The following is a 23357-nucleotide window of genomic DNA, read 5'->3' as shown; positions in this document are numbered from 1 at the left end:
TCGCCTAGAAAACTTTTTCTCTGCTTAGTGAGTCCGTTAGGTCTCTCTCAAGCGGGAGGCGTATTCTACACTTCCGGCATTTGATGTCAACGTTTTTATTTAGTTTTTTTGAATTTATTTCAAATCGCTAAATCGTCTCCATCCCGCTTCACACTTGCCTTGCGGCTTGCTCTTAATATTCATATAAAGGCTATTAAGAAGAGACATTCTTTAAAGTTTGTCCCGAAGCGAGGCGCGCATTCTACAGACCATAATCCGAAGATCAAGGGCTATTTTAAAATAAATTGAAAAATCCGTTTGTTTGCTTATTTTTGCGTCAATTATTGCTTATTTGCTGATTATTTGAGCTGACTTTTGTAGTGTTTCGCTTAGCGGTTAGAGAAGCTTTTTAAAACTAATGCTTGGTTATTCGTATCTTTAGGCTTTTTAGACGATGCGTTTCTAGTTATTGAAGCGTAAACAGAGAACAGTGGTACAGAGTTGAATAAGCTTCCTATTACTTAGTTTTACAAAGCTTCTAAAATCTTTATAAAGCACAACTCCAAATAATACTGGCTCAAAACAGCTACATCATTGCTAAATAAATAAGTTTAGTTTTATAACACTTATATAAGAAGACTTTAATACTGCCTACTATTAACCGGTAAAGGACGATTTTTAAAAACAATGTTAGTATTGCCCTAATAAACAAAGGTCGCTTCATATAGGTAACAACGACATGCAAAAACCAATTTCATCGTTTAAAGGAATGACTCCAGTGTTTGGAGCTAAGTGTTATATTGATAATTCCAGTGTCATAGTTGGCGATGTAGTTTGTGGGGACGAAGTGAGTATCTGGCCATTAGTCGCCGCCAGAGGTGATGTGAATAGTATACGAATTGGTCATAGAACTAACATTCAGGATGGTACAGTGCTACACGTTACCCGCTCCAGCGTTAATAACCCAGACGGATATCCATTAATTGTTGGTGACGACGTAACCATAGGCCACAAATGTATGCTGCATGGTTGTACATTGGGAAATCGTATATTGGTCGGTATGGGTGCAATTATAATGGACGGCGCGATAGTCGAAGATGATGTGTTTGTTGGTGCAGGTTGTTTAGTGCCACCAAATAAAACTTTAAAAAGTGGTTTCTTATATGTTGGCAGCCCGGCGAAACAAGCTCGAAAACTATCTGAAGCTGAAATAGCATTCTTAAAAGTTTCCGCAGACAATTACTTAGTGACTAAAGATGAATATTTAGCTGAAGTTTAAGCGCGACTTTAGAATTAACTAAGAACTGATACTTAGTTAAGTGGCAGTTCAGATTTAGAAAACGATATATCACCGTTTTGATTAAACTCTTCTTGTTCAATTAGCAAACTTATATGCTCTTCGAAATCAAATTGATGAAGAGCATAAAATGCTTCCGCTTCTTGTTGTGTCACTTCGGTAATATAACAGTTTACTAATGCACCGTTATTTATAGCGATAATTTTGAGTCCTTTATATCGCTCATCATATTCAAAGCCATCCACTATTTGAATAGCCTGATTCATAACATACGTCTTATCTGTTGCATTACCGGTTCAATGTCTGGCATGTAACCGCGCCACAATTTAAAACTATGGGCGGCCTGTCCGACCAACATACCTAAGCCATCACTCGTATGGGTAACTCCTAGTGTTTTGGCTCGTTCTACAAAAACAGTTGGAGTTGAAAGGTAAACCATGTCGTAAACCATAGTTGCTTGCGACAGCACATTGTCAGATAGATCAGGCAATTGACCACTTAAGCTCGCAGAAGTGCAGTTCACTATTAAATCAAAAGATTGTGATAATTTAGTATTTAGTTCAGAAAAATCTGCAGCACAAACCTGTTCATTAGCAAACCAGTTAGCAAGTTCTGCGGCTTTTTCTTTTGTACGATTCACAATCGTAATATTTTTAACGCCTTGCTCTAAGATAGGAAGAATCACTCCCCTCGCCGCACCACCAGCACCAATTAATAAAATCCGCGTGTCAGTAAAGTCAAAGTGCTGATGTTTCAAGTCCAAGACTAAGCCAGGGCCATCAGTGGTTTCACCTCTGAAACGATTTTCATCTAAGCGAATAATCGTATTGATTGCGCCAGCTTTTACCGCTGCAGGAGAAAGCTCTGTAACCCATTCCACTGCGTCTTGCTTAAAAGGACTGGTTATGTTGCAACCTTTAGCATTAGGATCGGCGAAAAATTCATCTAAATTGGCTGAGAAATTTCCCTTTTGACCTAAAATCTTTTGATAATCAATAATTTCATTGCGTTGCTTAGCAAACGTTTGGTGAATAAGTGGCGAACGACTTTGTGCTATTGGATTACCAAACACAGCATATTTGTCTATTTCCAAAATCTATTACTTCCCTTTGTCTTGTTCGTTTAACCAGTCGCGTGGTTTAAGGAATTCTTCAGTGAGTCTAGCTTCTGGTGTATTTGATTGAGGTTGGAAATTATATTCCCAACGAGCTAACGGGGGCATAGACATTAAAATAGACTCTGTTCTTCCACCGGTTTGCAAACCAAATAATGTTCCTCGGTCATATACCAAGTTAAATTCAACGTAACGACCTCGTCGATATAATTGAAATTGTCTTTCTCGTTCCGAATAAGAGGTTTCTTTACGCTTTTCAACAATAGGTATATAAGCATCAAGAAAGCCATTACCGATAGACTTCATAAATTCAAATGATTGTTCGAAACCTAACTCATTGAGATCATCAAAAAACAATCCCCCAACCCCTCTGGTTTCGTTTCGGTGTTTGATATAAAAATATCTGTCGCACCATTCCTTATACTTTTCATACACCCCTTCCCCAAATGGCAAACAAGCCTGTTTCGCCACACCATGCCAATGCTGTACATCCTCCATAAACGGGTAAAAAGGGGTTAAATCGAAACCACCACCAAACCACCAAACGGGTTCATCTCCTTCTTTCTCAGCCATAAAGAATCGAACATTGGCATGAGATGTTGGCACATAAGGATTTTTTGGATGGATAACTAAGGATACACCCATTGCTTGAAAACTGCGGCCAATTAGTTCAGGTCGAGCGGCAGTAGCAGAATCAGGTAACTGGGTTCCAAACACATGAGAAAAGTTAACTCCACCTTGTTCAATTACTTGGCCATTGGTCAGAACTCGAGTGCGGCCACCGCCACCTTCTTCACGCTGCCAATTATCTTGTTTAAACTGTTTTTTTCCATCAACTAATTCTAGGGTATGACAAATATCATCTTGTAGTTTCAGTAAAAAGCGCTTTACTGCATCTATATCGGGAGTACTTTTTGAGTTCATATTTAACTTGCTCTTACTGTTTCACCGGTTATGCCATTACGGATTTGACTTGGATTTTTTTGATTACCTAAAGCCCCATGCACGCACAGTAGGGAGGGACCAAATTGCGCATAGACTTGTTCGCATGTTTTAGCCGGTGGTTCACCGTTTAAATTCGCACTTGTCGATACAATTGCACTGTTAACTTGTTCACACATTTGGTTAACCACAGGATGATCACTCACCCGAACAGCTACCAAATCAGAGCCTCCGGTAATAAAGTCCGGTGTGCCTTGTTGTTTAGGTAGTAACCAGGTGTTTGGCCCAGGCCAAGAGTTTTTAACCTCAGCAAGTATCTCTGGGTTGATGGCGGAAAAGTTCACATATTGGGTTAGTTGCTGTTTACTGCTGGCAATCAATATCAAGCCTTTTTCCAGGCTTCTATTTTTTAACGCCAACAATTTCATTACTGCCGCTTCATTAGTTGGATCGCAGCCCAGACCGAAAACTGCTTCGGTGGGATACGCAAAAACTTCGCCAGCAAAAAACTGCTGCTTAAAATTTTGTGGATTTTGACTTATGTCCATTTGACTAGGGATACTTAAAAATCAGACGTGGAGTGTAATGCAAATGAGATAATGTGGAAAGACGTCAGAACGAAATGAGCTTATTTGCTATCAATAGGAACCTTGATACCGCAATCTTTTTGTGGACACTGATAATAAACCTGACCGTCCGCTTTCTTCTCTATTAAAACTGACCAATGACATTTAGGACAGGCTTTGTCTACCGGCTGCGAATTTAAAACATATTTACACTTTGGGTAGCCATCACAGGCGTAAAAACTTTTACCGAATTTATTTGTGCGTTTAATTAGTTTGCCTGTTTTACATGACGGACAGGCAATGTGGATGTCCTTTTGTTGCTTAACAGCTTCGATATGGTGGCAATCTGGATAACCAGTACAACCAATAAATAAACCAAATCGTCCTTTCTTAATCGCTAAGGTCATACCGCAGTCAGGACATTTAGAGCCGTCAATTTGTTTTAGCTCTACAGTTGCGTTGTCATGCAAGGGCTTAGCAAAATCACATGTTGGATATTGACTGCAGCCTAGGAAAGCACCATTTTTGCCACGTTTAATTTGGAGTTTTGCGCCGCAGTCAGGACACACACCAAAATCTCCATCGAGTGCGTGTTCATGAGCGGCAAAAAGAGTGTGATCGATCTTAGACATAATCGATCATGCCATTTGCTTCAATTTGCAGTGGCTTATTGCCACAGATTTTACTACCTGAGATTTAATGCAAGGGGCCTTCTGGCTCTTCAAATAAAAGATCTTCCATTTGAGCATAGGCGTTTTCTTTACCAGGAACGTTAAAGAGTACCATCAGCACAACCCACTTTAAGTCTTCGAGACAGAATTCTTTAGAGTCTATCTCCATTACTCTATCAACCACCATTTCTCTTGTTACTGAGTCTAAAACATTAATCTGCTCTAAAAACATCAAGAAACCACGGCATTGCACATCCAATCGCATTTCTTCTTCTTGGGTATAAATACGATTGACTAAAGCACCACCGGATTTAACAAAATACGGGTTGATATCCGTTTCTTGTAAAGCGGCTAACTTTTCTAACCACGATAACGCTTTGTAGATTTCATCATGATGGAATCCAGCGCGCACGAGTTCGTCGGTCAATTCATCTTGATCAACACGAATTTCAGTTTCACTGTGAATGAAATTTTCAAACAGATACATGAGGATATCGAACATATTATTTACCCCTCAATTTGATGTAGCCTCCAGATACTGAGGCTACTAAACCACGCAACTCATATTCTAATAATTGCGCCAATACGACTTTAATCGGCATCTCGCTACGTTGTATAACGACGTCTAACGCAGTAACGTCATGATCTACACTATCTAACAATTTGTCGGTTGCCAAGCTTTCAATCGGACTTTTTTCACTGTTTTTAGAATATTCCGTTAGAACACAAGAATTAACGTTCTGAAATTCTTCAATTATGTCCTGCAGACTTGATACGAGTTTGGCGCCTTGTTTGATCAATAAATGCGCACCTTCACTAAGTGGGTTATTTATATTACCCGGAATAGCAAATACTTCGCGATTTTGCTCTATCGCATATTTTGCAGTGATCAATGAGCCACTTTTAATCGCGGCCTCTATCACCAATACACCAAGGGATAATCCGCTAACAATTCTATTTCTGCGAGGAAAGTTGTGAGGTGTGGGTTTAGTACTCGCCCTAAATTCAGACAAAATCACCCCCTCATTCTGAATAATGTCATGGGCTAGCTTAACGTTTCTTTTAGGGTAAAGATTATCTAATCCGCTACCTAATACAGCCAAAGTGTTTCCACCAGCGCTCAAGGCTCCTTGGTGGGCGCAAGCATCAATTCCCATTGCTAAACCACTGGTTATAGTAATTCCATGCGAAGCAAGCCCAGAAGCAATGTCAAATCCGCAGTTTCTACCGTAATGACTTGGATTACGGCTACCAACCATGGCAATTTGATTGGAGGCAAGTAAATTTTTATTGCCCCATCCGAAGAGAATCAGTGGTGGTCTAGCGATTTCAGATAATAAAAAGGGAAAGTCAGGGTGTTCAGGGTAAACAGCAAATCGCGAGCGCTCTGCAGCTAACCAATTAAGCTCCTTATCAACTAATCGTAAGTCAGGGGCAGTTATAGCCTGCACTTGAGCAGAATCAAAGCCCAAATCAGCCAACTGTGACTTCGAATAAGTTAATAGAGAATCAGCAGATAGGTTATAAACATGCTGAAATTTTTTGAGTTTGCCCATACCGAAGTTAGGAATTTGGTCAAGAATCAACCAACTCCGCAATGCTTCCTCGGTGTCCTTAGGGCGCTTTATATCAGCCTGTAGGTTTTGTTCACAGTGACGCACTTCCTGTGCCATGATCTGTCCTTAAATTTATTGCATTATATTTTACGGTTTAGCGACTATAGCTCCTTCGCGGATAGTTTTTGTCGAACGGGTAATCAATCCGTAACTGGCTTTTTTAAACACTTTGAACACTACAACCTCGCCAACTTTAATCGCAGGTTGTTGCAATTCATCACTGCCGACAAAAAGATTATCAATAAAGCTATTTTCACCATCGTACTTTGGATCGTTACTAACTTGGATATTCGGGCCTTGTACGTAAATACCTAAAACAGTACCTGGCTTCACTTTCCGGCTGCCTAAATCAAGTATTACAACATCATACTTACCAAGAAGTTGATGCTGTTCTAAGCTACTAATAATTTTGCCTTTTTGACGGGTTGCAGCTTTTAATCGCATACTCCCCATTTGCATAGCTTCACTTGGAAGCAGTTTGTCGCCTCGCCTTGCTTCAAAATTGGCATCTTCCACTTTTACTAGATGTTGACCTTCGACATCACTTTCCAATGGCGTCGCATCAGCGACATGACGAATTTGAAAACCAAGCAGGTTGTCATATTGGTCACGAAGCTCATTTTGTTTTCTGACCACGTTATATTGCTCAGGCGTATCCGAATCAGCTTTCGTTAAGACTAAGTCACCTGAAGCAAATGCTGTATTTCCATCTTGATTTCCCAATAAGTAGGGAAGCTGCTCGTACTCCTCTTCATCCATAATGGTACTACTTTCAATGTATGGTCGGATAATACTCCAGGGCAACGTATTAATCGGTTGCACTGTTTTCAACTCTTTACGCCCTTCTGGAGAAAGTTTGATTTGCGGCTTAGGGTCATCACGGACAATATCGAGAATAGGTTCGCCTTGTTCGTTATACCTTAAACGTAATTCGTCACCAGGATAAATTAAATGGGGATTGTTGATGTGTACGTTATTGCGCCATAACTCAGGCCATAACCAGGGCTTGCTTAGATACATATTCGATATATCCCACAACGTATCGCCCTTTTTCACCACATAAACTTGCGGTGCAGTCTGCTTAATATTAATTACGTCTGCAATTGTTGCCAATGGTAAAAACAATAGCATTACCAGAAGTTTACTCAATCTTTTGCCCATACCAACCTCATCATGCAGCGAACCTTGTTGTTAAGTATCGACCTAAACACTGATTTGCTTGATCGAACTTTAATTCTATTTAGGCTAGAATAGCGCCTTAAATGATTCAATAGCGTATTTTATTGAACCGTATAGTAATTAATACTGACCCTAGGTACAGTTTTTCTAAAAATGTACCTTATATTCACCAAAGTATAGTGTAGCTGAAGATCAAGATGGCCATTTTAAACGTATTAAAATTTCCCGACGAACGACTTCGAACAGTCGCTAAGCCTGTAGATAAAGTCGACGGAGAAATAACCAAGTTAATTGAAGACATGTTCGAAACCATGCGAGAAGAAAACGGTATCGGACTTGCCGCCACGCAAGTAGACGTGCATAAACGTGTAGTTGTTATGGATATTTCTGAAGACCAAAATACTCCGCGAGTATTTATTAATCCTGAAATCATTGAAATGGATGGAGAAGCCATCAGTGAAGAAGGTTGTCTATCAGTACCTAATAATTATGCAAAAGTAGAACGTGCAGAACACGTAATCGTAAAAGCGTTAGATGCAGAAGGTAAAGAATTCACCTTGGAGGCGGATGGCTTGTTAGCAATATGCATTCAACATGAACTTGATCACCTCAAGGGTAAGTTATTTGTAGATTACCTGTCGCCATTAAAACGCAAGCGTATCCGCAGTAAGTTAGAAAAAGAAGCGCGTCTTGCCGCTCGCGCATCTTGATGTTTGGAGTGCTACATTGAGCAAAAAATTGAACATAGTGTTTGCCGGTACTCCGGACTTTGCAGCACAACATTTACAAGCATTAATTGATTCAGAACATAATATTCTAGCCGTATACAGTCAACCTGATCGTCCGGCGGGGAGAGGTAAAAAACTGCAAACAAGTGCGGTTAAACAATTGGCTCTAGAACACAACATTAATGTTCAACAACCATTGTCTTTAAAAGCGCCCGAAGCGCAAAAAATATTAGCTGAATTAAAACCAGATATTATGATTGTTGTGGCGTACGGATTGATTTTGCCGCAAATCGTTTTAGATACGCCTAGATTAGGCTGCTTAAATGTACACGGTTCTTTATTACCTCGCTGGCGCGGCGCTGCACCTATTCAACGCTCGATTTGGGCGGGTGACGAGCAAACAGGTGTGACTATTATGCAAATGGATAAGGGCTTAGATACCGGTGCGATGTTGCTTAAAAAAGCAATACCAATAGCCCCTTCGGATACCAGCGCTAGCTTATACGATAAATTGGCAAAAATTGGCCCAGATGCATTGCTAGAATGTTTAACTAAAATTGAAAACATTGAGCCAGAAATACAAGATAATGCACTTGCCAATTACGCTGAAAAACTCAGCAAACAAGAAGCATTAATTGATTGGCAAATGACGGCAGAGCAAATAGAACGCAATGTCCGAGCATTTAATCCTTGGCCCGTGGCCTACTTCGAACTAACCCCTGAGGAAAGTGAACAGCCAATTGCCATCAAACTTTGGGAAGCAAGCTTAGTCAATACAGGTAATGTGAATAGTGAACAACCAGGGAAAATTGTTTCGGTCACCAAAAAAGGTATTGAAATAACCACAGGTGAAAACAATTTATTACTAGCTAAATTGCAAATCCCCGGAAAAAAACCGATGACAGTAGCAGACATAATAAATGCTAGGAAAAATTGGTTTGTAACAGGCCAATCCCTCTCGTGAGTACCCCATCCAATGAGAAAAGAGTGACCAAGACAAATAAAACATTGCGAGCTGATGCGGCAAAAGTACTTTATCAAATTTTAGAAAATGGTCAGTCTTCTCGGGAATCCCTGCCCAAAGTCCAAGAGTTATATTCAGATAAAGACAAAGCCTGGTTGCAAGAGATGGTATACGGCGTACTGCGCCAACTACCGGTATTGCAAAGCTGGTTAAGGCTGTTATTAGATAAACCGTTAAAAAATAAATACAAAGTTGCTGAGCATTTGATCATGCTGGGGTTTTATCAACTAGCATTTACCCGAGTATCCACCCATGCTGCGGTTTCTGAAACGGTAGCGGCAGCAAGACAACTAAAAGTTGAACCGCTAAAAGGTTTAGTAAACGCATTGTTGCGAAACTTTATTCGACAGGAGTTAGCGCAGCAAGTTATCCAAGATCCGCAGATACGCTCTGGCCTGCCTAAGTGGTTATTCAAGCGGCTACAAGTAGCTTACCCCGAACAATTGGAAGAGCTTTGCAGTGCAATGCAGCAAAGACCGCCAATCTGGTTACGAGTCAATAACCGTCAAACCGATATCAACACATTCAAGGGTCTATTAGAAGAACAAGAAGTTGGTTACGAGCTAAGTGAAGAGCATACCGATGGATTGATACTTTCAAAGAGCCAAGACATCACTCAATTACCTGGTTATCAACAAGGTCTATTTGCAGTGCAAGATGGTGCAGCTCAATTAGCAGCGAGTTACTTAGATGCTCAAGAAGGCGACCTAGTATTAGATTGCTGTGCAGCCCCAGGAGGGAAAACCTGCCATATATTGGAACGCCAAGCAAACTTGCAGAAATGTGTAGCCTTAGATATTGATGACTCGCGCTTAGATAGAGTACGAGAAAATTTAACACGCCTAAAATTAGATGCAGAATTAGTCGCTGCCGATGCGCTTGATACCAGTAGTTGGTGGGATGGCCAGTTATTTGACCGAATTCTACTCGATGCCCCTTGCTCAGCAACAGGTGTTATAAGACGTCATCCAGATATTAAGTGGCTGCGTAAAAATGCGGATATTGAAGCATTGGTTGGTTTACAACAGCAGATACTCACAGCCATGTGGCAAATATTAAAGCCAGGCGGTACGTTATTGTACGCAACTTGTTCTATTTTACCTGAAGAGAATCACCTACAAATCAGTGAATTCTTAGAAAACAATGCAGATGCTACACTCAGTGAATTGAGCAATCCGTCTAAAACACCTTTCCCAGGAAGACAAATTCTACCCGGAGAAAAACAAATGGATGGTTTCTATTATGCGAGACTGCTAAAGTCTTCTAATGCAAAGTAAATTGTTTCGAAATTAACACATCATGAAAATTATAATTCTAGGTGCTGGTCAAGTAGGCGGTACATTAGCCGAAAACTTGGTAGGTGAAAAAAACGAAATTACCGTCATTGATTCAGATCTAGATACCTTGCGGTCGTTGCAAGACCGACTGGATTTGCGCGTAGTACACGGTGTTGGCTCTCACCCTGATATTTTAGCAAAAGCCGGTGCCGAAGATGCAGACATGTTGATCGCTGTTACCAACAGTGATGAAAGTAACATGATGGCCTGTCAGGTTGCCCACTCTCTTTTCAATACACCCACAAAAATTGCTCGAGTTCGCTCCGAACAATATATTATTCATCAAGACAAATTGTTTCACCATCAAGATATTCCTGTAGACCACCTAATCGCTCCAGAACAATTAGTCACCAAAGCGATTAAGCGCTTGATTGATTATCCAGGTGCGTTACAAGTCGTGGAATTTGCCGATGGTAAAGCAAGCTTAGTCGCCGTTAAGGCGTATTACGGTGGCCTGTTAGTAGGTCACGCGTTATCTACGCTGCGGGAACACATGCCCAATGTTGAAACTCGGGTGGCTGCCATTTATCGTCGTGGAAAACCAATAAGACCGTTGGCATCAACCGTCATTGAGGCCGATGATGAAGTGTTTTTTATCGCTGCAACTAAACACATTAGAGCAGTGATGAGCGAACTGCAGAAATTAGAGTCAAGTTATAAACGAATTATGATAGCTGGCGGAGGTTTAATTGGCGCCGGACTGGCTAAACGATTAGAGCACAATCATAACGTCAAATTGATCGAATACTCCCAAGAGCGAGCCAAATACTTATCAGCACATTTGGATAAAACCATCGTCTTTTGTGGGGATGCTTCCGACCATGAATTATTGACAGAAGAGAATGTGCAACAAGTTGACGCTTTTATAGCGGTAACGAATGACGACGAAGCAAATATTATGTCGGCCATGTTAGCCAAGAGACTGGGTGCACAAAAAGCCATGGTATTGATCCAAAGAAGTGCTTATGTTGACTTGGTTCAAGGCGGCGAAATTGATATTGCATTTTCACCACAACAAGCGACGATATCTGCTCTGCTTACCCATATCCGACGTGGTGACATAGTCAATGTTTACTCATTACGTAGAGGTGCAGCCGAAGCCATTGAAGCAATTGCCCATGGTGATGAAAACACCTCGAAAGTTATCGGCAAAAAAATAAGCGATATTAAGTTACCACCAGGAACAACCATAGGCGCTATCGTTCGCCAAGATGAAGTTATTATCGCCCATAGCACCACATCAATTGAAGCGAACGACCACGTTATCTTGTTTTTAGTCGATAAAAAATTCATCTCAGATGTGGAAAAATTATTCCAGCCCAGCGCATTCTTTTTTGGTTAGTTAAACAATAGTTGTATATCCTTATTAATATAAGTTGTGCTACTTTGCACTATTATTGCAGTTAAACCTGTTGAGACACCCTCAACTTTTATACAGAGACAAAAAAATGAAACATATTGCCATTTTACTTACTGTTGCTACATTAACTTTTTCAGCTCAATCTCATGCCGAAGGCTGGTTTGATTCATTAAAAAGTATGTTTGGAATGAGTGAAGAAGCGGAAGAAACAGTGCCAACTACGAGTGCGATGGTAGGCAGCCTAATTGAAAATTTGAACGTCGATTCATCACAAGCAGAAGGTGGCTTAGGTTCATTGTTTAATTATGTAAAAGGTAATTTGACCGCTGACAAATTTAGTCAGTTATCTGAAACTTTGCCAGGCATTAACGAACTTATCAGCGCCGCTCCTGACGTAAGTGAGTTAAAAAGTACTGATGGGCTAGGTTCATTATTAGACAAAGCTGCAGAGTACAACGACTCAGTTAAAGCCATTAATGAAGTGAAAAAACAATTCGAAGCACTAGGTCTTAAACCTGAAATGATTATGCAGTATGTAGAACAAGCTAAAGCATATCTAGATACAGAAGAAGGCAAGCAAGCTAAAGACTTATTAATGCAAGGTATCGGCAATTTAATGGGCCAAACTGGCAACTAAAATAAATCTATTTCCATTCTATCTTTTAATAATACTGCTTTTAACTGGCGATTATTGAAAGATAGAAGCTTGTTAGGTGAGGGATATTCACCGGCATGACAAAAATCATTTTAACATTAAGTTCATCAAAAACTGGTGTTAAAATGAACAATGTTGAACTATAGTATTGTTAATACGTTGTATTTAATTTTGTATTTTAACTTTTAAGGAGGAAAGTTATGAATATTCAAACTTTCTCAAACAAAGTCACTTTCCCACGTTTTTGTATATTTGTAATGTTATTCACACCTCTATTCAGTTGGTCTGATCCGCAATCAGACGCAGACGAATTAGCCAAGATGCAAGCCCAATTAAATAAAGAAGTAATGGCTAAACCATTTTTGGCAGAAAAGCCGGAAGAAGTTGATGCTTATATAAAAAGCATGCTAGAAAAAAATGTAAAACCAGCGGAATATTCAGGACAAAATTGGCGCCCAGGATATACCTGCCGAGATTTACTTAGATATAATTGGAGAGAATATCGAAACTGTCGTTATTATTACCGATATTATGGACGTTATTACTAATAATAGTTTTTTTATTTAACCTCACCACACAATACTAATAAACATTAAAAAGGTAATTATAAAAATGAAAAGGAATCAACACTTCAATTTTTTGATATTCGCAATGCTCACGCTCATGTTGTCTGGGTGTGCGGCTGTGCATACGTCAATAGCCAAAAAAGATTTAGATGTTCAAACTAAATTAAGTACCTCAATCTTTGTTGATGCTGTGGCACCTGAAAAACGCAAAATATATCTTGAAGTTCGTTCTGCAGTGATGGAATTTGACCGAAATGCGTTTCGTGAAGCATTAGTATCGCAAATTTCAGGCAGTGGAAATGGTTACTCATTTGTAGACAGTCCAGAAGATGCACAATTTTCAATGAGTGTGTTTGTACGGAACCTCGAAAAGGCTTCACCCACAGCAGCAGCGAACTACCTAAGAACTGGTTTTGAAGGTGTAGCCGCAGGGTCTGCGTTAGGTTATGCCGCTGGAGGTGGTTATCGTGATGCAGCAGCAGGTGGTCTTGTTGGTGGGTTAGTGTCTACCGCAGCAAACGCATTTGTTAAAGATGTGACTTTTTTATTAGTCGCTGATATTCAAATAAAGGAACGTGCACGTTCTGGCGTTTTGGTCCGCAGAGATTCAAAAATTAACACCAAAATTTCTGATGATGGTGCTACCACGCAAACCTATTCAGAAGCAACGAATCAAAAAGAATATCGCACCAGAGTAGTCACTACAGCGAATAAAGCCAATTTAGAGTTAGAAGAAGCACAACCTACTATGTTTGATAAAACAGCATATGCAATGGCGTCATTTTTCTAAATTTTACTGCTAGGCATACGCTTCTAGTGTATGCCTAAACCATACTTTTCAAATCAGCGATGTTTTGTATACCCAATAACGTATTCAAACATCGCTTCTTATCTCACTCAGACTCACACTGCATCATCCCAAGTTGACATAGCATCTACCCATAGGTCCGGTTTTACGCTAGAAAGAAGATAACTTGAGACTGCTAGTATCAGTCTCCGCGCAGCTATCAAAGTTTATGTGTCTTTTTAGATTAGCTACGCCAGAATGTTGGAGAAAATAAGACTAATAGAGAAAACACTTCAAGTCGTCCAAATAACATCGCAATAATTAACAACCACTTCCCTGAATCAGAAACATCAGCAAAAGTACCGGCCACTGTACCCAATCCTGGACCTAAATTGTTTAGTGTTGCAGCGGTAGCAGAAAACGCCGTTAAATTATCCATACCTGTGGCTATCAAGCCGATCATAATGACCACAAATATCATCGCATAAGCAGAAAAGAACCCCCACACAGCTTCTACAACTCGCTCAGGCATAAGTCTATCCCCTAACTTTACAGAATATACCGCTTTGGGATGTATCAACCTTTCAACTTCTCGTTTACCTTGCAGGTATAAAAGGAAAACGCGAATGACTTTTAATCCTCCACCCGTTGAGCCAGCACAGCCACCGATGAAACTGGAAAAAATTAATAATATAGGTAGGAATACCGGCCAGCTGGTAAAATCAGTGGTCACAAACCCAGCCGTGGTACTAATAGATACGGCTTGGAATATTGCCTGATTAAAAGCGGTTTCAGCGGTGCCAAATATCTGGTGGTTTACCAAAACCAAAAAACACACCAGAATCAATACGAACTGAATAAAAAAGAAGGCCTTAAATTCTGGATCATAAATATATCCTCGCAACGAACGTCCGCTGGCAGCAGCGTAGTGCAAGGCGAAATTTAATGCGGCTATCCATAAAAAAACCACACAGATAAGATTAATTACAGGACTGTTAAAATGGCCTAAACTTGCGTCGTAAGTAGAGAATCCGCCGATGGCGATAGTCGAAAATGAGTGACAAATGGCGTCAAACCAATCCATACCAGCAACCCAATAGGCGATTGAACAAGCTACGGTAAGAGCAAGGTAGATGTACCACAAGTGTTTTGCAGTATCTGCAATCCGAGGTGTCATTTTAGAATCTTTAACTGGGCCAGGAGTCTCAGCACGATAAAGCTGCATGCCCCCTACCCCTAGAATGGGCAGGATAGCTACGGCAAGTACAATAATTCCCATACCGCCTAACCATTGTAGTTGTTGACGATAAAACTGAACAGATTTTGGTAGGTATTCGATCCCTTCAATTACGGTAGCGCCCGTTGTCGTTAAAGCCGAAAAAGACTCGAAAAACGCATCTGTAACCGTCATTCTGGGTTGATCGAGCAACAGAAATGGAAAGGCACCAAAACTGGCCAACACCACCCAAAACAAAACGACAATTAAAAACCCTTCTTTTGCACGTAAGTCATTTCGGTGACGTCTATTGGGATACCAAATTGCTAAGCCAGTGAATAAGATTAAAAAGAATGCAAGTATGAATGGCAGCCCACTGCCATCTTCAAAAATCAATGAGATTGTTGCAGGAAACAACATTGTTGAGCTGAACAATGCGACCAATAACCCCAGAATACGAATGATAGTGCGGTATTGCATCATTGCGTATTCGGCCTATTTTGAGGCCACTGGTCGCACCGGTAATTTGGATTCATATTTGTTGTATCTCTAACAAGACCGAGCCTTGTATATTTAATGTTTGGTTATTTATGCAATTATCATCTGCAAGCTTACAAATCTAAAGTACTAATTGTAATTAATCTAGGTTTAAAATGTTGTTTTTGTTGAGCTTGCGACCTTGGGCTGAGGTAAAACTGCCCTTTTGAGAGCATTTTAACTAATAGTTAAAATCTGACGACCAACATTTTTGATAGATCTCCGCCCCTACCAAGCATGCAAAATGTAGATTCATTGACAGGTAAGCAGCGCTAAAACCGAAAGTTTGTAAGCGCTAACATACGAGTTATGTTTTTTAATTATTTTTACTGTACAAGGAACTTGAAATTGATAAATCGCTAGACGCTAGCCCTTTGTTTTTGTGGCTTATGCAAATGTGTATTTTAACCCTCAAGTTTTGATTCAAAAATAGTTTAAGCCAGAACCTTCCCTATTGTTTTTTATGTGGTACATTACCGCCCTGCTCGATTTTCAGCTAATCAGAATCTGTCGATTTGCCGCGATAAATGGAACTTATTAGAGCAGTCCAGTTTTACAATCTTAATTGTTTTTAAGCTGTAAGAACTGCTAGATCAAGTTGGGACGACAAACCAGCCCATGCTAGAAACAACAATCTAGAATAAGCTATTTACAATAAAGCTCTCTAGAATAAAAAAGTTATCCACAAGATAATAAAAAAAATATGTTAAAGGATATTCTTTCTCCTTAATAACGAAAAGTACAGCCGATAAGGCTTTGAACACATTGAAAAGATTTATTTTTGATGCATTTAACCGTGCTTGATACTTTTTATCTACAAAGTTATCCACAACTTTGGTGGTAGATGCTAAAGCCTTTATGTGGCATTCTGACGCCTTTTCCAGCTTAATCAATATGGATCTCTTCTATGGCATCGGTTCCAAACAATCCTTTTATCCTTGTAGATGGCTCATCTTATCTTTTTAGAGCGTTCCACGGCATGCCGCCGTTAACCAATTCGAAGGGTCAAGATACGGGTGCAATCTACGGCGTAGTTAATATGTTACGCAGCCTTATACAGCAATATTCACCTACGCATATGGCTGTCATTTTTGATGCTAAAGGGAAAACCTTTAGAGATGATATTTATCCTGAATATAAAGCCAACCGCCCGCCCATGCCTGATGAATTGAGAAGTCAGATTGCACCTTTACATGCCATCATTAAAGCAATGGGGTTACCTTTGATTGTTGAAGATGGGGTTGAAGCCGACGATGTAATTGGCACCTTAGCGCAACAAGCCACTGAACAAGGCATCCCTACCCTGATCAGCACCGGCGATAAAGATATGGCTCAACTGGTTAATGAACACGTTATGTTAATTAACACCATGAACAACCACATCATGGATAAAGACGGTGTAATCGAAAAATTTGGCATACCTGCCAATTTAATAATCGACTTTTTGGCGCTCAAAGGCGACAAAGTGGATAATATTCCAGGTGTTCCAGGGGTTGGCGATAAAAGCGCTTTAGGCTTGCTACAAGGTATTGGCAGCATTGATGAAATCTATAAAAATTTAGATAAGATTGCAGAGCTTGAGTTTAGAGGCGCTAAGAAAATGGCCGACAAGATGCGTGAATTTGAAACTCAAGCACGACTTTCTTATGAACTTGCCACCATTAAACTTGATGTGAAGCTCGAATTTGGACCGACTGAACTCAGCCCCACACCACCGGCACATGAAGAGTTAGTGGAGCTGTTTAAGGAATACGAGTTTAAACGTTGGTTAGCCGAAGCAACTGACGGCCGCAGTATACTGAATTCAGCGAATAAATCTGCCAGTGCCACGGCGAAAGTAGATGAAACAGACGTTAATACTCCTCCAAAAGTTGAAGAAACAGCTTACACCACAATATTAACCGAAGCCGAATTAGAGGATTGGCTAAGCCGTTTAGAACAAGCTGAATTGTATGCCTTTGATACCGAAACAACGAGCCTAAATTATATGGAGGCAGAATTAGTTGGTATGTCATTTTCGGTAAAGGCAGGCGAAGCTGCATACCTGCCTTTAGCCCATGACTATTTGGATGCACCTGAACAACTAGACCGCGCAATGGTATTAGAAAAATTCAAACCTTTGCTGGAAAGTGAATCCCATAAAAAAGTCGGACAACACCTGAAGTACGACAAAAATGTATTAGCGAATTACAATATTGTACTTCGCGGAATTGAATTCGATACCATGCTTGAATCCTACGTCCTCAATAGCGTGGCCACACGCCACGACATGGATAGCCTATCGAAGTATTACTTACAACATAACGCAATTAGTTTCGAAGAAATTGCAGGTAAAGGCGCTAAACAATTAACCTTTAATCAAATACCGCTAGAAAAAGCTTCCCCTTATGCCGCTGAAGACGCAGATGTTACTTTACGCTTGCACCAAGAGTTGTGGCCAAAGCTGTGTGAACACGAATCACTAAAACACGTATTACTCGACATTGAAGTCCCGCTGGCATCGGTGTTAGCTAAAATGGAACAAAGAGGCGTGTTAATTGATAGTCAAACCTTATTGCAACAGAGTCAAAACTTAGCTTCTCGTATTATGCAATTGGAAAAAGAAGTTCATGAAATGGCTGGCGAAGAGTTTAATCTTGGTTCAACCAAACAATTGCAGGAAATTTTATTTAATAAGCTAGATTTGCCGGTCTTGAAAAAGACCCCAAAAGGCGCACCATCTACTGCTGAGGAAGTACTTCAAGAACTCGCTTTAAACTATCCTTTGCCGAAACTTTTGATGGAATTTAGAGGGCTAACCAAACTAAAGAATACCTATACAGATAAACTACCTAAGATGATAAACCCTAGAACAGGTAGAGTGCACACTAGTTATCATCAGGCGATTGCAGCCACAGGACGTTTATCATCCACCGAGCCAAATCTACAAAATATCCCAATCAGAACCGAAGAAGGCAGAAAAGTTAGGCAGGCCTTTGTCGCGCGAAAAGGTTATAAAATTGTCGCAGCCGATTATTCTCAAATTGAATTAAGAATAATGGCGCATCTGTCAGAAGATAAAGGGCTTTTGGACGCTTTTTCTTCCGGTAAAGATGTGCATAAGGCCACGGCTGCTGAGGTATTTGGAGTCGCTCTAGAAAATGTTACTACAGAGCAAAGACGCAGTGCTAAGGCGATTAACTTTGGGTTAATTTATGGGATGTCTGCGTTCGGTTTAGCCAGACAATTAAATATTCCAAGGCAAGATGCACAAAAGTACATGAATTTGTACTTTGAGCGATACCCTGGCGTATTAAAATATATGGAACAGACCCGAGTAGCTGCAAAAGAAGACGGTTTCGTTTCTACAGTGTTCGGTCGACGTTTATACCTTCCAGATATCAACGCAAGTAATGGCATGAGACGACAAGGCGCTGAACGAGCTGCGATTAATGCACCTATGCAAGGAACCGCGGCCGATATTATTAAAATGGCCATGTTGAAGGTAGATGATTGGATCGAGAGCCTGAAAAATGACGATGTGCAAATGATCATGCAGGTACACGATGAACTTGTTTTTGAAATAAAAGAACAAAACATAAAAGAAAACACACAATCCATAATAACCTTGATGGAGAACGCCTGTGACCTATCAGTACCTTTAATAGTAGAGGCTGGAGAGGGTGAGAATTGGGATGAAGCGCATTAATAAAGTGCTTAAATCTAATCTAAACCCGATTATTTCTGTAATAATATTACAAAAATATTTGATTTTTTCAATTCCATAGCTAGAATGAGCTTTGTAGGGTACAGAGGTTAACTTATTAAGTTAGATATACCTTTGCTTTCGACCCCAGCAATTTGCTGGGGTTTTTTTATGCCTTTTAGAACCTTCCCAGCCTAACACTATCAGCTATAACTAAGACCTTTTTAATTCGCTATTAAACGCCTGCACATCAAATGCTGAATAGATTCGCAGCCATCAAATAATCAAGATGAGAGTAGTTTGAATTTATTAGTTTTCGAAAACTCGAATTTGAAATTATCAATAAAACAGGAATTTTTTTACAAAGCGGTGAACTTTATTGAAATGAGCTACTCTGAATATACGGTTTTTATGTGTTTTCTCTCTATCCTGTGCCCCTTCTTTTGAAGGGGCTTTTTTTTATCTAAAAAGTAAATTAACCCTCGATAGGTTTTTCTTTATCAGCAAAACCCAGCCATTCATCTAACACTCTTTCAACGTTGTCCAGTCCTAGACCATTTAATGAAGAGAAAACATGAACTGTAACGTCACCACAAAACGCCATAGACGCTTCTCTTGCCATTAATAGTTGTGCTTTACGTTTTCCCGCCTTTAGCTTGTCAGCCTTTGTTAACAACGCTAATACAGGCAAGTTGCGCTCCACTGCCCAGTAAATCAATTGTTGATCTAAATCTTTGAAAGGATGACGGATGTCCATTAACACCACTAAGCCAGCAAGACTTTTGCGTACTTGTAAATATTCACCTAGGGCTTTTTGCCATTTAAGTTTCATATCCAAAGGTACTTTGGCATAACCATAACCAGGCAAATCTACTAATCTTCGCCCTTCTTCAATCTCAAATACATTGATTAACTGTGTTCGGCCTGGTGTTTTACTCGTTCTTGCTAAACTTTTTTGACGGGTAAGACGATTTAGGGCACTGGATTTTCCCGCGTTTGAACGACCGGCAAAAGCGACTTCGTTGCCCTCGTCTTGTTCAAGATGATTGATATCTGGGGCACTGGTAACAAACTTGGCGTGACTGTAATGACTCACTCGAACTCTCTTTAAAAACGGTAATTAGGGGTAAATTTCTGGCATAGTATACCATTTAACTGCATTTATTAGCGTAAAACACTGAAATATCCACACAATTGTTCGGGAAATGATTTTATCGCGCCATTAAATGTGTAAAATACTGATATTCTATTAACCAATGCATAAGATGTTTTGAGAGTCACTATGAAAAAATTGGGTTTGTTGGTGTGTTTGACCGTAGGTTTTTCTGCTTCAGTATTTGCCAAAGGCGACGCACAAGCGGGTGAAGGGTTAGTTACAAGCAAAGGCTGTGTTGCCTGTCATGGTGCAGATGGAAATAGCCCTCTGGATATTTATCCGTCCATAGCCGGCCAACACGCTGAATACATTGCAAAGCAGCTAAAAGAATTAAAGCTAGGTGGTGAAACAGCAGGTGCAGAGGGACGTTACGATCCGGTCATGAGTTCACAAGCAGCATTGTTGAACGAGCAAGAAATGCTAGATTTAGCAGCATACTTCGCTACCCAGGAAGCAAAACCTGGTACTACTCCAGAAGACGTAGTGGAAAAAGGCGGTGAATTGTATCGCGGTGGCGACCTAGAGCGAGGCATCACAGCTTGTATTGCCTGTCATGGACCTAGAGGTAATGGCTTAGGCTTAGCTGGATTCCCAGATATTAGCGGCCAAAAAGCAGCTTATTTGAAGTCTCAGTTAGAGAAGTTTAAAGCAGGCTCTCGTGCTAATGACTTAAATGGAATGATGCGAGATATTGCAGCCAAGCTAACTGATGAAGACATTGAAACTCTTTCTCAGTATTTAGGCGGACTACACTAAGTTTTTTACTTAGCAACAAATAATTTCGACAAAAAAGTGAACCTTTTTAGACTAAAAGGTTCACTTTTTTTGTTAATAGATGTAAATAAGTTGTAAATTTTATTTTTTGCTGTATTCTTTGCGCAAATAAAAAGAAGGATTAACAAACCTTATAAGGTTTGTCAGGGAAGTTAGAACAGCTAATAATAATAACAATCCGCTGTTCATTGAGGTTCCATTTTGGAAATTATGGATTAACTATAAAGCGTCAGGAAGACCCAAAACAATATAACAACTTCGTTAGCAATAATAAAAAGTGAAGTGCAAGACAAGGAAAGCAATACAGGTTTAGGATGAACACGTAACGGGAGAAGTGTCATAAGACACTCTATATTTAAAAGGTAACAGGTTCCTGTTACCTTTTTTCTTATCTGCGTCTTTATAACGTCAAATTAAGTCAATCGATTCAACCAATTCAGCAAGCATATTAAATCTGTATATGTAGGTTTAAAATGCGCTAAAATGAAGAATCGACTTAATATGGCAATCAATTATGGCTAGAGTAAAAAAATCACGTAAAGTTGGACGCATTGGTGTCCCTAAAGAAAGTTGGGCGCCAAGAAAGCCCAAAGATCCAACCAACACTAAACCTAAAAAGCATAAAGGCAATCCCTCGGGAAGTCGTCATAGCGCCGTGGAACTTAACCAGCAGGCGCCGAATCAATCGAAGCAAAACGATCCTCGCATCGGCAGTAAAAAGCCTATTCAACTAATTGTAGAGCCGAAGGAATTCAAATCTAAACCTAAACCAAGTAAACCGAAATATTTCTCCCCCGCTCAAGAGCTAGCAGAACTGGAAGATAATGAACGTTTGAATAATTTGCTAGACAACATGGATAGTGGAATAGCATTGAATGCTGACGATAAACGTTATGTCGAACGAAAACTCGCCAGACATAGAGAATTATGTGAACTGCTAGGTATAGATGTAGAACCTGAAGCAAAAGATAAGCAAGTTGAAGGTAAAGAAGACGATCCTTTTGCACGCTTTGAGTCTATTAACATAGATGAATTTAAATAGGAGATAAGGTTTTGTCGGTTTTAGAGTATACGCTGGTTGCGTTAGCACTTTTGATCATTGGGTCTCTCGCGTTTTATGCAGGCAAATTACTGTTTCAATTAAAACGACAGAAACAAGCCCAACAAAAAGCTAGACAAGATCGTGTCGTTAGAATTATGGAAAGTGTTCACACCATTGCCTTAGCAGTAGAACAGCAGCAATGTAACTTATCTGAAGGTGCGATTAGATTGGTCAACTTGTTAGACAGTGTACCTGTGGCGTCACCACCAAATTGCCAACGGGACTATCCCAATCTGTATAATTTGTTTTTGGCAGTTAGGGAGTTGCCTACGCACCAACAGCGCAAAGCTTTGGCACCTGAAGTAAGAGCGCAGCAAGACCAAAATAGAGAAGAACAAGAGGCCAAATTGGAGTCTGCTATTTTAAAAGAAATGGTGATGATAAGGTCACTTAGTTTTAATTAGTTTAGGCCTGTTTATAGCAGTGGCAATCTGTAGTGTGGTCATTGACTAGACCTACCGCCTGCATAAACGCATAACAAATCGTCGTACCAACAAAGCTAAAGCCCTTTTTCTTAAGGGCTTTAGACATTTCCTCAGATTCTGGTGTAGAGGTTGGCACTTCACTGGCGCTAACCCAATGATTTGTTATCACCTTATTGCCGACAAAACTCCAAATAAACTGATCGAATTCAATCCCCTCCTCTTGCATTTTTAAATATGCTTTTGCGTTGTTAATGATAGATTTAATTTTTAAACGATTTCTGACTATGCCTTTGTCTAACATTAAACGTTCGATATCTTGGTCATCAAATAGTACGATTTTTGTTGGTTCAAAATTGTGGAATGCAGCTTCATAGTTTTGTTGTTTTTTTAGAATCGTAATCCAGCTTAGTCCCGCTTGTTGACCATCTAGACACAATTTAGCAAACAAATCGATAGGGTCCCTGACCGGCCTACCCCAGACCTTGTCATGATATTCTTGATAAATTGGATCTTTGCCCACCCAACTACAGCGATTAGTATCCACATTCTTTCCTTATTTCACGCAAAATTCCCAACAACTTGGGCTTAACTTGCATGTTTATTACAAAATTCGATGAATTAGCCTACATTCAAAGCAAGAC

23 protein-coding genes are annotated in these 23357 nt (G+C 40.0%); 12 read left to right on the top strand and 11 right to left on the bottom strand.

Annotation, left to right across the window (positions count from 1 at the left end):
- Nucleotides 1-718 precede the first annotated feature (718 nt).
- The gene (locus tag Q4567_RS20215; protein WP_216046766.1) at nt 719-1258 is read left to right on the top strand and encodes a gamma carbonic anhydrase family protein; all 540 of its coding nucleotides are present in this window, start codon (nt 719-721) and stop codon (nt 1256-1258) included.
- Between the two features lie 32 nt (nt 1259-1290).
- Here Q4567_RS20215 and Q4567_RS20210 read toward each other — a convergent pair whose 3' ends face one another.
- The 8 genes from Q4567_RS20210 to Q4567_RS20175 form a co-directional block, all read right to left on the bottom strand.
- The gene (locus Q4567_RS20210; RefSeq protein ID WP_216046767.1) at nt 1291-1542 is read right to left on the bottom strand and encodes a DUF1488 family protein; all 252 of its coding nucleotides are present in this window, start codon (nt 1540-1542) and stop codon (nt 1291-1293) included.
- The gene (gene aroE, locus Q4567_RS20205; protein WP_216046768.1) at nt 1539-2369 is read right to left on the bottom strand and encodes a shikimate dehydrogenase; all 831 of its coding nucleotides are present in this window, start codon (nt 2367-2369) and stop codon (nt 1539-1541) included. Before aroE ends, Q4567_RS20210 begins: the two co-directional genes overlap by 4 nt.
- A gap of 6 nt (nt 2370-2375) precedes the next feature.
- Complete coding sequence (gene hemF / locus Q4567_RS20200; RefSeq protein ID WP_303501999.1) at nt 2376-3314, bottom strand: oxygen-dependent coproporphyrinogen oxidase; 939 nt, start codon at nt 3312-3314, stop codon at nt 2376-2378.
- Between the two features lie 2 nt (nt 3315-3316).
- A complete protein-coding gene (locus Q4567_RS20195; protein WP_216046770.1) occupies nt 3317-3880 on the bottom strand; it encodes a Sua5/YciO/YrdC/YwlC family protein in 564 nt (187 codons plus the stop codon).
- An 80-nt stretch (nt 3881-3960) separates the two neighbouring features.
- On the bottom strand, nt 3961-4530 hold the full coding sequence (locus Q4567_RS20190; protein WP_216046771.1) for a type I DNA topoisomerase: 570 nt from the start codon (nt 4528-4530) through the stop codon (nt 3961-3963).
- Between the two features lie 64 nt (nt 4531-4594).
- Nucleotides 4595-5071: a DUF494 family protein gene (locus tag Q4567_RS20185; RefSeq protein WP_303477080.1), complete on the bottom strand. Its 477-nt coding sequence runs from the start codon at nt 5069-5071 to the stop codon at nt 4595-4597.
- 1 nt (nt 5072) lies between these two features.
- The gene (dprA, locus tag Q4567_RS20180; protein ID WP_216046773.1) at nt 5073-6242 is read right to left on the bottom strand and encodes a DNA-processing protein DprA; all 1170 of its coding nucleotides are present in this window, start codon (nt 6240-6242) and stop codon (nt 5073-5075) included.
- 30 nt (nt 6243-6272) lie between these two features.
- Entirely contained in the window at nt 6273-7334 is a 1062-nt protein-coding gene (locus Q4567_RS20175) for a LysM peptidoglycan-binding domain-containing protein (protein WP_252728749.1), read from the bottom strand.
- Nucleotides 7335-7561: 227 nt separating this feature from the next.
- Here Q4567_RS20175 and def point away from each other — a divergent pair, with 227 nt between their 5' ends.
- The 7 genes from def (at nt 7562) to Q4567_RS20140 (ending at nt 13824) form a co-directional block, all read left to right on the top strand.
- Nucleotides 7562-8074 (top strand): peptide deformylase, encoded by a 513-nt coding sequence (gene def, locus Q4567_RS20170; RefSeq protein ID WP_216046775.1) that lies wholly within the window; start codon nt 7562-7564, stop codon nt 8072-8074.
- A gap of 16 nt (nt 8075-8090) precedes the next feature.
- Nucleotides 8091-9056 carry a methionyl-tRNA formyltransferase gene (gene fmt / locus Q4567_RS20165; protein WP_216046776.1) on the top strand — a complete coding sequence of 322 codons (966 nt, stop codon included), beginning with the start codon at nt 8091-8093 and terminating at the stop codon, nt 9054-9056.
- A gap of 23 nt (nt 9057-9079) precedes the next feature.
- Nucleotides 9080-10393: a 16S rRNA (cytosine(967)-C(5))-methyltransferase RsmB gene (gene rsmB / locus Q4567_RS20160; RefSeq protein WP_216046777.1), complete on the top strand. Its 1314-nt coding sequence runs from the start codon at nt 9080-9082 to the stop codon at nt 10391-10393.
- 22 nt (nt 10394-10415) lie between these two features.
- On the top strand, nt 10416-11795 hold the full coding sequence (gene trkA / locus Q4567_RS20155; protein WP_216046778.1) for a Trk system potassium transporter TrkA: 1380 nt from the start codon (nt 10416-10418) through the stop codon (nt 11793-11795).
- A 106-nt stretch (nt 11796-11901) separates the two neighbouring features.
- The gene (locus tag Q4567_RS20150; protein WP_303501993.1) at nt 11902-12450 is read left to right on the top strand and encodes a DUF2780 domain-containing protein; all 549 of its coding nucleotides are present in this window, start codon (nt 11902-11904) and stop codon (nt 12448-12450) included.
- A 275-nt stretch (nt 12451-12725) separates the two neighbouring features.
- A complete protein-coding gene (locus Q4567_RS20145; protein ID WP_252728753.1) occupies nt 12726-13016 on the top strand; it encodes a hypothetical protein in 291 nt (96 codons plus the stop codon).
- Nucleotides 13017-13080: 64 nt separating this feature from the next.
- Nucleotides 13081-13824 carry a complement resistance protein TraT gene (locus Q4567_RS20140; RefSeq protein ID WP_216046780.1) on the top strand — a complete coding sequence of 248 codons (744 nt, stop codon included), beginning with the start codon at nt 13081-13083 and terminating at the stop codon, nt 13822-13824.
- Between the two features lie 241 nt (nt 13825-14065).
- Here Q4567_RS20140 and Q4567_RS20135 read toward each other — a convergent pair whose 3' ends face one another.
- Complete coding sequence (locus Q4567_RS20135) at nt 14066-15517, bottom strand: TrkH family potassium uptake protein (protein WP_216046813.1); 1452 nt, start codon at nt 15515-15517, stop codon at nt 14066-14068.
- A 964-nt stretch (nt 15518-16481) separates the two neighbouring features.
- On the opposite strand from Q4567_RS20135, the gene polA reads away from it, so the two are divergent.
- Nucleotides 16482-19262: a DNA polymerase I gene (gene polA / locus Q4567_RS20130; protein WP_303501990.1), complete on the top strand. Its 2781-nt coding sequence runs from the start codon at nt 16482-16484 to the stop codon at nt 19260-19262.
- Nucleotides 19263-19734: 472 nt separating this feature from the next.
- Here polA and yihA read toward each other — a convergent pair whose 3' ends face one another.
- A complete protein-coding gene (gene yihA, locus Q4567_RS20125; RefSeq protein WP_303501988.1) occupies nt 19735-20355 on the bottom strand; it encodes a ribosome biogenesis GTP-binding protein YihA/YsxC in 621 nt (206 codons plus the stop codon).
- Nucleotides 20356-20541: 186 nt separating this feature from the next.
- Between yihA and Q4567_RS20120 the strand changes: the two genes are divergently transcribed.
- The 3 genes from Q4567_RS20120 to Q4567_RS20110 all read left to right on the top strand — a co-directional run bounded on the left by Q4567_RS20120 (nt 20542) and on the right by Q4567_RS20110 (nt 22695).
- The gene (locus Q4567_RS20120) at nt 20542-21171 is read left to right on the top strand and encodes a cytochrome c (RefSeq protein WP_216046783.1); all 630 of its coding nucleotides are present in this window, start codon (nt 20542-20544) and stop codon (nt 21169-21171) included.
- Nucleotides 21172-21703: 532 nt separating this feature from the next.
- A complete protein-coding gene (gene yihI, locus Q4567_RS20115) occupies nt 21704-22231 on the top strand; it encodes a Der GTPase-activating protein YihI (protein ID WP_216046784.1) in 528 nt (175 codons plus the stop codon).
- Between the two features lie 11 nt (nt 22232-22242).
- On the top strand, nt 22243-22695 hold the full coding sequence (locus tag Q4567_RS20110) for a DUF2489 domain-containing protein (protein ID WP_216046785.1): 453 nt from the start codon (nt 22243-22245) through the stop codon (nt 22693-22695).
- A 1-nt stretch (nt 22696) separates the two neighbouring features.
- On the opposite strand, the gene Q4567_RS20105 is transcribed toward Q4567_RS20110, so the two are convergent.
- On the bottom strand, nt 22697-23260 hold the full coding sequence (locus tag Q4567_RS20105) for a DNA-3-methyladenine glycosylase I (RefSeq protein ID WP_216046786.1): 564 nt from the start codon (nt 23258-23260) through the stop codon (nt 22697-22699).
- Nucleotides 23261-23357: the final 97 nt, after the last annotated feature.

It is taken from the genome of Aliiglaciecola sp. 2_MG-2023 (assembly GCF_030548145.1).
Lineage (GTDB): Bacteria > Pseudomonadota > Gammaproteobacteria > Enterobacterales > Alteromonadaceae > Aliiglaciecola > Aliiglaciecola lipolytica_A.
This window is presented reverse-complemented; position numbering and strand designations above follow the sequence as displayed.